The sequence below is a fragment of the Neisseria bacilliformis genome, from assembly GCF_014055025.1.
In the GTDB taxonomy this organism is placed as follows: domain Bacteria; phylum Pseudomonadota; class Gammaproteobacteria; order Burkholderiales; family Neisseriaceae; genus Neisseria; species Neisseria bacilliformis.
This window is the reverse complement of the sequence record NZ_CP059571.1, coordinates 454,525-466,270: the sequence shown is the minus strand read 5'-3', so window position 1 is coordinate 466,270 and position 11,746 is coordinate 454,525. Positions and strand designations below refer to the sequence as shown.

At 51.8% G+C, this 11,746-nt stretch carries 11 protein-coding genes and 4 tRNA genes; all 15 read right to left on the bottom strand.

Annotated features, from left to right (window positions below; all coding sequences use genetic code 11):
- Positions 1-174 precede the first annotated feature (174 nt).
- Positions 175-4,371, bottom strand: coding sequence for a DNA-directed RNA polymerase subunit beta (gene rpoB, locus H3L91_RS02345; RefSeq protein ID WP_007341853.1), 4,197 nt, complete (start codon positions 4,369-4,371; stop codon positions 175-177).
- A 215-nt stretch (positions 4,372-4,586) separates the two neighbouring features.
- The gene (rplL, locus tag H3L91_RS02340; RefSeq protein ID WP_007341852.1) at positions 4,587-4,958 is read right to left on the bottom strand and encodes a 50S ribosomal protein L7/L12; all 372 of its coding nucleotides are present in this window, start codon (positions 4,956-4,958) and stop codon (positions 4,587-4,589) included.
- A gap of 58 nt (positions 4,959-5,016) precedes the next feature.
- The gene (gene rplJ, locus H3L91_RS02335) at positions 5,017-5,517 is read right to left on the bottom strand and encodes a 50S ribosomal protein L10 (RefSeq protein WP_040658640.1); all 501 of its coding nucleotides are present in this window, start codon (positions 5,515-5,517) and stop codon (positions 5,017-5,019) included.
- A 225-nt stretch (positions 5,518-5,742) separates the two neighbouring features.
- A complete protein-coding gene (gene rplA / locus H3L91_RS02330; RefSeq protein ID WP_007341850.1) occupies positions 5,743-6,438 on the bottom strand; it encodes a 50S ribosomal protein L1 in 696 nt (231 codons plus the stop codon).
- A complete protein-coding gene (rplK, locus tag H3L91_RS02325) occupies positions 6,438-6,869 on the bottom strand; it encodes a 50S ribosomal protein L11 (RefSeq protein WP_040658638.1) in 432 nt (143 codons plus the stop codon). Before rplK ends, rplA begins: the two co-directional genes overlap by 1 nt.
- A 126-nt stretch (positions 6,870-6,995) precedes the next feature.
- Positions 6,996-7,529: a transcription termination/antitermination protein NusG gene (gene nusG / locus H3L91_RS02320; RefSeq protein WP_007341847.1), complete on the bottom strand. Its 534-nt coding sequence runs from the start codon at positions 7,527-7,529 to the stop codon at positions 6,996-6,998.
- A gap of 9 nt (positions 7,530-7,538) precedes the next feature.
- Positions 7,539-7,970, bottom strand: a complete 432-nt coding sequence (gene secE / locus H3L91_RS12260; protein ID WP_239669527.1) for a preprotein translocase subunit SecE — start codon at positions 7,968-7,970, stop codon at positions 7,539-7,541.
- Between the two features lie 56 nt (positions 7,971-8,026).
- Positions 8,027-8,102 (bottom strand) — tRNA-Trp (locus tag H3L91_RS02310).
- A gap of 7 nt (positions 8,103-8,109) precedes the next feature.
- Positions 8,110-9,300: an elongation factor Tu gene (gene tuf, locus H3L91_RS02305; protein ID WP_182109863.1), complete on the bottom strand. Its 1,191-nt coding sequence runs from the start codon at positions 9,298-9,300 to the stop codon at positions 8,110-8,112.
- A 45-nt stretch (positions 9,301-9,345) separates the two neighbouring features.
- A tRNA-Thr gene (locus H3L91_RS02300) sits at positions 9,346-9,420 on the bottom strand.
- Positions 9,421-9,431: 11 nt separating this feature from the next.
- Positions 9,432-9,505, bottom strand: a tRNA-Gly gene (locus H3L91_RS02295).
- Positions 9,506-9,544: 39 nt separating this feature from the next.
- Positions 9,545-9,628, bottom strand: a tRNA-Tyr gene (locus tag H3L91_RS02290).
- A 120-nt stretch (positions 9,629-9,748) separates the two neighbouring features.
- On the bottom strand, positions 9,749-10,000 hold the full coding sequence (locus tag H3L91_RS02285) for a YfhL family 4Fe-4S dicluster ferredoxin (protein ID WP_007341845.1): 252 nt from the start codon (positions 9,998-10,000) through the stop codon (positions 9,749-9,751).
- A 106-nt stretch (positions 10,001-10,106) separates the two neighbouring features.
- Complete coding sequence (rsmD, locus tag H3L91_RS02280; RefSeq protein ID WP_007341844.1) at positions 10,107-10,679, bottom strand: 16S rRNA (guanine(966)-N(2))-methyltransferase RsmD; 573 nt, start codon at positions 10,677-10,679, stop codon at positions 10,107-10,109.
- Positions 10,676-11,743, bottom strand: coding sequence for a DUF4349 domain-containing protein (locus H3L91_RS02275; RefSeq protein ID WP_244958476.1), 1,068 nt, complete (start codon positions 11,741-11,743; stop codon positions 10,676-10,678). Before H3L91_RS02275 ends, rsmD begins: the two co-directional genes overlap by 4 nt.
- Positions 11,744-11,746 lie beyond the last annotated feature (3 nt).

Genomic DNA, 11,746 nt, shown 5'->3' with positions numbered 1-11,746 from the left:
CTCGGTAAGGATGGGTTTGTTCCGTAGGACGGGATTGGAATGTTTTTTTCAGACGGCCTCTGCGGCGCAAGCGGGGAAAGGCCGTCTGAAAACGGGTATACGTTGCCGCGCGCCTGCGCGGACGGCTTTTTCAGACGGCCTCAGTGTGTCCTAAGGCCGTCTGAAACCCGTTTGTCAGTAACGTTCCAAGTCGATGTCCAAGCCCAGCGAACGGATTTCTTTGACCAGTACGTTGAAGGATTCGGGCATACCGGCATCGATTTTGTGTTCGCCTTTGACGATGTTTTCGTACATTTTGGTGCGGCCGTTCACGTCGTCGGATTTCACGGTGAGCATTTCCTGCAAGGTGTAGGACGCGCCGTAAGCCTCCAACGCCCAAACCTCCATTTCGCCGAAACGCTGGCCGCCGAATTGGGCTTTGCCGCCCAGGGGCTGCTGGGTAACGAGCGAGTAGGGGCCGGTGGAGCGGGCGTGCATTTTTTCATCTACCAAATGGTGCAGTTTCAGATAGTGCATCACGCCGACGGTTACTTTGCGGTCGAAAGGCTCGCCCGAGCGGCCGTCGTAGAGCGTAATCTGGGTTTTGGTGTCGTTGAAACCGAGTTTCTGCACTTCGGGGTCGTCGCTGGGGTAGGCCAGTTCGAGGAAGGCTTTGATTTCGCTCTCGTGCGCGCCGTCGAACACCGGCGAGGCAAAGGTTGCGCCGTTGCGCAGGTTTTGCGCCAGAGTGAGGATTTCCGCGTCGGAAAGCTGCGACAGGTCTTCCTTGTGCCGGTCGGGACCGCCGAGGTTACCGTTGTACATGGTGTCGAGGAATTTGCGGATTTCCCTGACCTTGCGTTTCTCATCGAGCATGCGCCCGATGCGCTCGCCTATGCCTTTGGCCGCCCAGCCCAAATGTACTTCGAGAATCTGGCCGATGTTCATGCGCGAGGGTACGCCCAGCGGGTTGAGCACGATGTCCACGGGACGTCCGTCCGCCATGTAGGGCATGTCTTCCACCGGCAGGATGCGCGATACCACGCCTTTGTTGCCGTGGCGGCCGGCCATTTTGTCGCCCGCCTGCAAACGGCGTTTGATGGCGATGAAGACTTTGACCATTTTCTGCACGCCCGGCTGCAACTCGTCGCCCTGGGTCATTTTCTTTTTCTTGATTTCAAACAGGCTTTCGGCTTCTTCGCGCTTGTCTTGCAGGCTGCTTTTGATCAGTTCCATCTGCTTGGCGATGTTTTCATCGGCCACGCGCACGTCGAACCAGTCGTGCTTGCTCGGCAGGCTGGCCAGGTATTCGGCAGTAATTTCGCTGCCTTTGGCCAGCTTCATCGGGCCGCCGTTGGCTTTTTGGCCGACAATCATGCGTTCGATACGGTCGAATGCGTCGTTGTCGAAAATGCGCAGTTGGTCGTTCAAATCAAGGCGGTAACGTTTGAGTTCAGCATCGATAATGGACTGGGCGCGTTTGTCGCGCTGAATGCCTTCGCGGGTGAACACCTGCACGTCGATCACGGTTCCGCTCATGCCGGTGGGCATGCGCAGCGAAGTGTCTTTCACATCGGAGGCTTTTTCGCCGAAGATAGCGCGCAGCAGTTTTTCTTCGGGGGTAAGCTGGGTTTCGCCTTTGGGCGTTACCTTGCCCACCAGCACATCGCCTGCTTCCACTTCCGCACCGATGTAAACGATGCCGGATTCGTCCAAACGGCTTTGCATGCGCTCGGACAGGTTGGGAATGTCGCGGGTAATGTCTTCGGCACCGAGTTTGGTGTCGCGGGCGACAACGTTCAGCTCTTCGATATGGATGGAGGTGTAGCGGTCGTCGGCGGCCACTTTTTCGGAGATCAGAATCGAGTCTTCGTAGTTGTAACCGTTCCAAGGCATAAAGGCGATGGTCATGTTCTGACCCAGAGCCAGTTCGCCCAAATCGGTGGATGCGCCGTCAGCCACCAAGTCGCCGCGTTGCAACACATCGCCCGCTTTCACGGCCGGACGCTGGTTGATGTTGGTGGATTGGTTGGAGCGGGTGAATTTCACCAGATTGTAGATGTCCACGCCCACTTCGCCGGCCACAGCCTCGTCGTCGTGCACACGCACCACTACGCGGTTGGCATCGACATATTCGACCACGCCGCCACGACGGGCAACAATGGCTGTCGCGCTGTCTACCGCTACATCGCGTTCGATGCCGGTACCCACCATCGGTTTTTCCGCACGCAGACAGGGCACGGCCTGACGCTGCATGTTCGCACCCATCAGCGCGCGGTTGGCGTCGTCGTGTTCGAGGAAGGGAATCAGGGAGGCGGCAACCGATACCGCCTGACCTGTCGCCACGTCCATATACTGCACGCGGTCAACCGTGGCCATGATGGTTTCGCCTTTTTCGCGGCAGGTTACCAAATCGTCGGTCAGACGGCCTTTGCTGTCTAATGCGGCGTTGGCCTGCGCAATCACAAAACGGCCTTCTTCAATCGCAGAGAGATATTCGATTTCGTCGGTTACTTTGCCGTTTACCACACGGCGGTACGGCGTTTCCAAAAAGCCGTATTCGTTGGTGCGCGCGTAAACCGAGAGCGAGTTGATCAGGCCGATGTTCGGGCCTTCCGGTGTTTCAATCGGGCAAACGCGGCCATAGTGGGTCGGGTGCACGTCGCGTACTTCAAAGCCGGCGCGTTCGCGGGTCAAACCGCCCGGACCGAGCGCGGAGACACGGCGTTTGTGGGTGATTTCCGACAAAGGATTGGTCTGATCCATAAACTGCGAGAGCTGGCTTGAACCGAAAAATTCCTTAATGGCCGCAGAAACCGGTTTGGCGTTAATCAGATCAGTAGGCATCAGGTTTTCCGATTCGGCTTGGTTCAAACGTTCTTTCACTGCGCGTTCGACACGGGAAAGGCCGCTTCGGAACTGGTTTTCCGCCAATTCGCCAACCGAACGCACGCGGCGGTTGCCCAAATGGTCGATATCGTCCACTTCGCCGTGTCCGTTACGCAATTCAACCAAAGTAGCGATGGAAGCCACGATGTCCTCCACATTCAGCACGAAACCGCCCTTTTCGGCAGCACCGGCGAAAGTTTCATTCAACAAGCGGCCATACCACGAGTTTTTCTGTTCCTCACTCAACTTCTGTTCGTAGGTACGGGTGTTGAATTTCATACGTCCGACGCGCGACAAATCATAGCTGTCTTCGTTGAAAAACAGCCGGTTAAACAGCAACTCAACTGCCTCGTCGGTAGGCGGCTCGCCCGGGCGCATCATACGGTAGATGGCAATACGTGCAGCATGCTGCCCGTTGGTTTCATCGGTGCGCAAAGTAGCCGAAATATAGCCGCCTTGGTCCAAATCATTGATGTACAACGTGTGGATTTCTTTCACTCCGTTGATATCAAACTGAGCCAGCAATTCCTCGGTAATCTCATCATTGGCAAGAGCCAATACTTCCCCTGTATCTTCCGCCACCACATCCCGTGCAAGAACTTTACCGACCAAAGCATCCGCCTCAACAGGCAGGTGCTTCAATCCGGCTTTTTCAATATCGCGGATATGTTTGGCATTGATGCGCTTGCCTGCTGCCACCAAAACATTGCCGTTTTTATCGACAATGTCCAACTTGGCAGTCTCGCCTTTCAGACGGCCTGCCACCAAATCGGTACGCACACCGTCCTTCAACAGATAAAAGGTTTCTTTATCGTAAAAAGTGTCCAAGATTTGTTCGTTGGTATAGCCCAGCGCCTTCAACAGAATGGTTACCGGCATTTTTCGGCGGCGGTCAATGCGGAAATACAGCAAATCTTTCGGATCAAATTCAAAATCCAACCAAGAACCACGGTAAGGAATGATGCGGGCGGAGAACAGCAGTTTTCCCGAAGAGTGCGTTTTACCCCTGTCATGCTCGAAGAAAACACCCGGCGAGCGATGGAGCTGCGAAACGATAACGCGCTCGGTGCCATTGATAATGAAAGAACCGCTGGGCGTCATCAACGGGATTTCTCCCATATAGACCTCGTTTTCACGCACTTCCTTAACCACGTCCTGCTTGCTGGATTCCTTATCTAAAATCACCAAGCGGATACGCGCACGCAAAGGAGCAGCATAAGTAATACCGCGCAACTGACATTCGGGAATATCAAACAGCGGCTCACCCAAAACGTAGTGGACAAATTCTAAACGCGCATAACCGTTATGACTCACAATAGGAAAAATCGAATTGAATGCCGCCTGCAAACCTTCGTCTTCGCGTTTGTCGTAGGCTTTTTCCTGTTGCAGAAATTTGGCATAAGAATCAAGCTGGGTGGCCAGCAAAAAAGGCACTTCCAATACGTTTTCACGCTTGGCAAAACTTTTACGGATACGCTTTTTCTCGGTAAAAGAATAAGTCATGGCGCACTACTCCAAAAATAACGATTAATTAATCCGTCCCATTACTGAGGCCGTCTAAAAACATCAAGGGGTATATCCCCGTTAAAGCACAAGAAAATTTACTTAAATTTTAATTAACTAAATTAAAAATGAAAAATTAAGTAAACTTTTACATTAAAAAATAATAGACACAATAAGGCTGGCAGACGAGCTGCCAGCCTTTATATACGTAAAGCTTATTTGATTTCGACTTTTGCGCCGGCTTCTTCCAGTTGTTTCTGAATGTCTTCAGCTTCAGCTTTGGATACGCCTTCCTTGATGGTTTTGGGCGCGCCATCAACCAAATCTTTAGCTTCTTTCAAACCTAAGCCGGTAACGGCACGGACAACCTTAATCACACCAACTTTCTGATCGCCGGCAGAAGCCAAAACAACATCAAATTCAGTTTTCTCTTCTGCAGCGGCAGCACCAGCGGCAGGACCGGCAGCAACAGCAACAGCTGCGGCAGATACACCGAATTTTTCTTCAAATGCTTTAACCAGATCGTTCAGCTCCATTACAGTCAAAGAACCAACTGCTTCCAAAATGTCTTCTTTAGTGATAGCCATGCTATTCAAACTCCAATAATTGTATTTAAAATAAAATCTCAAATAAAAATCGACTTGATTAAGCAGTCTCTTCGCCTGCTTTTTTCTCTGCCAGAGCAGCCAGACCACGCGCAAGACCAGACAAAGGTGCCTGCATAACAAATAGCAGTTTGGACAGCAACTCCTCACGACTCGGAATGGAAGCCAACTCAGCAACTTGAGCGGCACTCATTACTTCGCCATTGTAAGAACCGGCCTTAATAACGATTTTTTCATCTTTTTTCGCGAATTGATGCAGCACTTTTGCAGCAGCAACAGCATCTTCAGATGCAGCGTAAACAAGCGGACCAACCATACTGTCCGCCAATCCGACAAATGAAGTACCTTCTACTGCGCGACGAGCCAAAGTATTTTTCAGAACGCGCAGATATACGCCTTCTTTACGTGCATTCGCACGAAGCTCTGTCATACTGGCAACACTGATACCGCGATATTCTGCAACCACTAGAGTCTGTGCATTGGCAATCGCTGCACTAATCTCTTCAACGGCTGCTTTCTTGGTTTCAATATTGAGACTCAAGGTCTACCTCCCACTGTTTATCAACGAAATACCGAAACAGTATTCCACCAGCGCGGTAACCTAAAAAGACATCTTACAAGCAATCTCGTAATACGTTTCAGGACTACCGTCTGCGTAGGGCTTTTACGATTAAATCTTGCGATCCCTACGGTCTTGGACATCTACTTAATCTTGATAAGTAGCCCAAATCCAAACAGCCTGAAAATTCAGACTGCCTGAAATTCCTTAGCTGTTAACGCTTGATACGTCAACACGCACACCCAAACCCATAGTGCTGGACACAGCAATCTTTTTCAAATACTGCCCTTTTGCAGCAGCAGGTTTGGCTTTGACAATAGCATCCAACAATGCGCTGAAATTCTCTTTCAACGCGGTCTCTTCAAAAGAAGCACGGCCAATTGTTGCATGAACAATACCTGCCTTATCAGTACGGTATTGGACCTGACCGGCTTTAGCATTCTTAACAGCTTCTGCAACATTAGGGGTAACGGTACCCACCTTAGGGTTCGGCATCAAACCACGCGGACCCAAAATAGTACCAAGCTGACCAACAATGCGCATAGCATCAGGAGAGGCAATTACTACGTCAAAATTTAGATTACCACCTTTGATTTCGGCAGCCAAATCTTCAAAACCGACAATATCTGCACCAGCTGCTTTGGCTGCTTCAGCATTTGCACCCTGAGCAAACACGGCTACACGAGTAGTTTTACCTGTACCTTTGGGCAAAACAACAGAGCCACGGATAACCTGATCAGACTTACGAGGATCCACACCCAAGTTGAAAGAAACATCTACAGATTCATCAAACTTAGCAGTAGCCGCTTTTTTAACCAAAGCGATTGCTTCATCAATTGCGTACAATTTGTTAGCTTCTACAGAAGAGCGTAACGCCTTCAATCGTTTAGATACTTTAGCCATTACACACCCTCCACATCCAAGCCCATAGAACGGGCAGAACCTGCAATAGTACGAACCGCAGCATCCAAGTCAGCAGCAGTCAGATCGGGCTCTTTGGTTTTAGCAATTTCTTCCAACTGGGTGCGAGTTAATTTACCAACTTTATTGGTCAGCGGATTAGAACTGCCTTTTTGCAAACCGGCTGCCTTTTTCAGTAAAATAGAAGCCGGCGGAGTTTTCATGATAAAAGTAAAAGACTTATCCGCAAATGCAGTAATAACAACCGGAATGGGAAGACCTGGCTCCATACCTTGAGTTGCAGCGTTAAATGCCTTACAAAACTCCATAATATTCAATCCTCGCTGACCCAAAGCCGGGCCAACAGGAGGAGAAGGGTTTGCTTTGCCTGCAGGAATCTGCAGCTTAATATAGCCGATTATTTTTTTTGCCACTTAAAAAGCTCCTAAAACGGGTTAAACGCAGTATCTTAAATACTGCTCCCCAAATTGACGAATTTTGTATTTTACAACTAGAAAAATTAAAAATCAAGCAGATCTTAAATTTCATAAAGATAGATGCTAATTTTTCTCGACCTGCCCAAATTCCAGTTCGACTGGTGTTTCCCTTCCAAAAATCTGAACCGAAACACGCAATTTGTTGCGTTCGTAATTAACCTCCTCCACAATGCCGTTAAAATCGGCAAAAGGGCCTTCATTAACACGAACCCGTTGCCCGATTTCAAACGATACTCTAGGCTTGGGTTTTTCCCCATCAACTTGAACTTGAGCCATGATTGTCTCAACTTCTTTTTGCGAAATAGGAAGAGGGCGGTTAGCAACCCCTCCGACGAAACCAGACACCCTAGGCGTACTCTTTACAAGATGCCAAGAGTCGTCAGACATTTCCATTTCTACTAGGACATATCCTGGAAAAAACTTTCTCTCACTAACCGTACGGCGACCGTTTTTTATATCAACAACTTCTTCAACAGGAACTAATATTTCCCCAAAATACTGCTCCATATTCTCTCGAATAATACGTTCTTTCAGAGTTTTCTGAACGTTTTTTTCAAATCCCGAATAAGCCTGGATAACGTACCACTGCTTAGCCATAAATACCCCCTATCGCATCAGAAGATCAAACAATACCCAAGAAACCATGGTATCCACACCATAAATAAAGGTAGCAAGGATGGCAACAAAGACCAAAACAAATCCAGTCATCCTAATGGTATATGATTTTTCAGGCCACACCACCTTTTTCAATTCAGTTATTGACTCTCGGATATAACGGATAAGCCGATAAAAATTTCCCCACACACAGATGACCATAATCAAAATGACAGATGCAGCAATTATTATGTTCTGCATATAAGACGGTATATCCGGCCTGTACTGAAACAACGAGACCACGCCTGCGATAACAAGCAATACAAAAATCATCCTAATTGCAACTGATACGGCTGACTTTCTTACTTGTCTAACCTGCTGCTGCAATCTATCGTTAGCGATCATACCTGTAACAACTTTACCTTCAGGTTCTTGCTTGGACATAATTTACACCAATCAATATAAAAAACTAACCGACACAAGGCCGGTTAGTTTTTGTCTGGCAGGCCAGGAGGGTTTCGAACCCCCAACCCTCGGTTTTGGAGACCGATACTCTACCAATTGAGCTACTGGCCTGTATAATTTAAGCGATTACAGTAGAAACCACGCCGGCACCCACGGTGCGGCCGCCTTCGCGGATGGCGAAGCGCAGACCTTCTTCCATGGCGATCGGGGCGATCAGCTCTACGGTGATGGTTACGTTTTCACCGGGCATCACCATTTCCACGCCTTCTTCCAGAGTTACCGCTCCGGTTACGTCGGTGGTGCGGAAGTAGAACTGGGGACGGTAGTTGGCGAAGAACGGGGTGTGGCGGCCGCCCTCTTCTTTGCTCAGCACGTACACTTCGGCTTTGAATTTGGTGTGCGGGGTGATGGTGCCGGGTTTGGCCAGCACTTGGCCGCGTTCCACTTCTTCGCGTTTGGTACCGCGCAGCAGTACGCCGACATTGTCGCCTGCCTGGCCTTCGTCGAGCAGTTTGCGGAACATTTCGACGCCGGTGCAGGTGGTTTTTTGGGTTTCTTTCAGGCCGACGATTTCGATTTCGTCGCCGACGTGGATGATGCCGCGCTCTACGCGGCCGGTTACCACGGTACCGCGGCCGGAGATGGAGAATACGTCTTCAATCGGCAGCAGGAAGGGTTTGTCTACGGCGCGCTCGGGGGTGGGGATGTAGCTGTCCAGAGCGTCGGCCAGGGCGAAGATCGCGGTTTCGCCGATTTCGGAGGTGTCGCCTTCCAGTGCTTTGAGGGCGGAGCCTTTGATGATCGGCACGTCGTCGCCCGGGAATTCGTAGCTGTTGAGCAGGTCGCGGATTTCCATTTCGACTAGTTCGAGCAGTTCTTCGTCGTCCACCATATCGCATTTGTTCATGAAGACGATGATGTAGGGTACGCCTACCTGGCGGGCGAGCAGGATGTGTTCGCGGGTCTGGGGCATGGGGCCGTCGGCAGCGGAACATACCAGAATCGCGCCGTCCATCTGGGCGGCACCGGTAATCATGTTTTTCACGTAGTCGGCGTGTCCCGGGCAGTCTACGTGGGCGTAGTGGCGGCCTTCGGTTTCGTATTCGACGTGCGAGGTGTTGATGGTGATGCCGCGTGCTTTTTCTTCGGGGGCGTTGTCGATTTGGTCGTAGGCTTTGGCCGCGCCGCCGAATTTTTTAGCCAAAATGGTGGTGAGTGCAGCGGTGAGGGTGGTTTTGCCATGGTCGACGTGACCGATGGTACCAACGTTTACGTGCGGTTTGCTGCGTTCGAATTTTTCCTTTGCCATGGCAAACTTCCTATCTGAGAAATAAAATAAAACGAAAAGATTATTTGGTGCCCATGGGCAGATTTGAACTGCCGACCTCTCCCTTACCAAGGGAGTGCTCTACCCCTGAGCTACATGGGCCGATAGATTATTGGAGCGGGTGAAGGGAATCGAACCCTCACCGTAAGCTTGGAAGGCTTCTGCTCTACCATTGAGCTACACCCGCATACTTACTGCCGGAATTCTGCTCCAACGAGTCGGAATATGGTGGTGGGAGAAGGATTCGAACCTTCGAAGCTCTCGCAACAGATTTACAGTCTGCCCCCTTTGACCGCTCGGGAATCCCACCAAAAGAGAAGCGCAATAATACCAACCGCCGGCGATACCGTCAAGCGTGAAATCGGAATAATTTTGCAGAAACCGCGCAAATCAAAACTAAGTACATCTTTACGTTGGTTTAATTGTTTTTTTATTTTTCTTCGATGATGCGGATGTATTTGGCGTACAGCTCGTCGTGCGTTTCTGGATGCTCCTCGTCTATCAGGATGCAGTCGACGGGACAGACCTGCTGGCACTGGGGTTCGTCGTAATGTCCGACGCACTGGGTGCAGAGGTTCGGATTGATTTCGTAGATTTCCTCGCCTTGCGAGATGGCATCGTTGGGGCATTCCGGTTCGCAGACGTCGCAGTTGATGCACTCATCGGTAATGAAGAGCGACATGGTGAATCCTTCTTGAAGTGTGTGTGCTTGGAATTTTATCGGGCACGGATTATAGCACGCTTTCCGTTAGTTTATTGTTTTTTATATGTTTAATAAATAGTTATCATTAATTCGGCTGTTCTGTGCGGCGGGCGGCCAAAAGATGCCTGCCCTGCCCCGACCTGCCTTCGCGCAGTATGGCGAGCCATTCGGGCAACTCGGGCAGACGCGCCGCTTCGATATAGACGCGCGCGTCGGTTTTCAGACAGCCTTCCAGCGCGGCGAACAAATCCGGCCACTGCCGCCATGCAAACGGCGGATCGAGGAAAACGGTGTCGAATGTTTCGGCGCAACCGTGCAGAAAGGCGGCGGCACTGCGACAGAATACGGACACCGTCGTGCCGTTCCAGCCGAACTGCGCCGCGTGGCGCGTCAGGTTTTGCGCGGTCTGCCTGTCCGCTTCGACCATGACGACTTTTGCCGCGCCGCGCGAGGCAGACTCGAAGCCGAGCGCGCCGCTGCCGGCGAACAGGTCGAGCACGGTTTGCCCCGTCAAATCCTGGCCGAGCCAGTTGAACAGTTTTTCGCGCACGCTGTCGGGCGTGGGGCGCAGGCCGTCTGCAACGGGGAAGGCGATTTTTCGCCCCCGGTGCGTGCCACCGATGATACGGACTTGGTTATGGTGTTTCGGATGGCTCATGTTTTTCTCCTGCCGCGTTTGCGCAATGCACGCCAAATGGCCGAACCGGCGGCGGCAAGCAGCCACAGCGGCCACAGCGCGACGGCAAACAGCATCAGGCGCACGCAGCCCGCCCAGCCCTGTTTCAGCATCACGCCGGCCGACTGCCAAAACGACGGCGCATACTGCCGCGCTTCGGCGTCGCTGTCGGGACGGGTGTAGCGGAACACGGCTTCGGGCTGCTCGAAGCGCAGGCGTACGGTGGCGAAATCCACTCTGTCCTGCCAGTATGCCCGCTGCAATTCGGCGTATTCCTGCTGCGCGCGGGCGTCGGACTGCCTGACCTGCACGTCGGCCGTACCGCTTTTGTCGCTTTTTTCCGCAGAATCGGCGGTGTTCTGCAAATGTTCGGCCAACTCGCGCTGCCGTGCGGCTTCCAAAGCGGCGCGGCGCAAATCGAGGGCGACATCGGCCGCGCTGAAATTCTGTTCCTGCAAAAACACGATGTGTTTCTGCATATCGCGCAAAAAGTCCGCCGTTTTGTCTTTCGGCAGGCGCACGGTCATATCACCCGTCTGCCCGTAGCGGCGGATAACCAGCAGCTGTCCGTCCTGTTGCGGATAAGTCTGTTCGTCGGACACCGAGGCGGAAATGCCGCTTTTTTCGATGAAACCGCCGTATTGCAGCGTGAGTTTTTCCACCTCCGCCACGGTCTGCCGCGTGTTTTCGGTTTTGAACGCAATATCGGCTTCCACGACGAGCTGCCGCCCTTCCGCTTTCTGCGCCAATACCATGCTGTCGGCGCGGACGGCCGTTTCCTGATTGGCCGCGGCTTCGCCGTATTCCGCCGCTGCGGCGGCAGGGGCATAGGCGGCGGGGGCGCTGTTTTCAGCGTTTTGGCCGCAGGCCGCCAGCAGGGCGAGTGCGACGGGTAAAAGCAGGATGGGTTTGGTTGTACGCATGATTTTCTCCCTGTGGTTTTCAGACGGCCTTATCGGATACCGAAGGCCGTCTGAAAATATCGCGTGAAACGGAAGCCGCCTTCTGTTTTTCAGACGGCCTCTGTCGTTTTGTCTGCGGCGCATTAT

What these genes read in the sequence shown, in the direction of transcription:
- rpoB (WP_007341853.1), bottom strand. Translation starts at nt 4,371, where the DNA reads ATGACTTATTCTTTTACCGAGAAAAAGCGTATCCGTAAAAGTTTTGCC.
- rplL (WP_007341852.1), bottom strand. Translation starts at nt 4,958, where the DNA reads ATGGCTATCACTAAAGAAGACATTTTGGAAGCAGTTGGTTCTTTGACT.
- rplA (WP_007341850.1), bottom strand. Translation starts at nt 6,438, where the DNA reads ATGGCTAAAGTATCTAAACGATTGAAGGCGTTACGCTCTTCTGTAGAA.
- nusG (WP_007341847.1), bottom strand. Translation starts at nt 7,529, where the DNA reads ATGGCTAAGCAGTGGTACGTTATCCAGGCTTATTCGGGATTTGAAAAA.
- secE (WP_239669527.1), bottom strand. Translation starts at nt 7,970, where the DNA reads ATGTCCAAGCAAGAACCTGAAGGTAAAGTTGTTACAGGTATGATCGCT.
- tuf (WP_182109863.1), bottom strand. Translation starts at nt 9,300, where the DNA reads ATGGCAAAGGAAAAATTCGAACGCAGCAAACCGCACGTAAACGTTGGT.
- H3L91_RS02285 (WP_007341845.1), bottom strand. Translation starts at nt 10,000, where the DNA reads ATGTCGCTCTTCATTACCGATGAGTGCATCAACTGCGACGTCTGCGAA.
- rsmD (WP_007341844.1), bottom strand. Translation starts at nt 10,679, where the DNA reads ATGAGCCATCCGAAACACCATAACCAAGTCCGTATCATCGGTGGCACG.
- H3L91_RS02275 (WP_244958476.1), bottom strand. Translation starts at nt 11,743, where the DNA reads ATGCGCCGCAGACAAAACGACAGAGGCCGTCTGAAAAACAGAAGGCGG.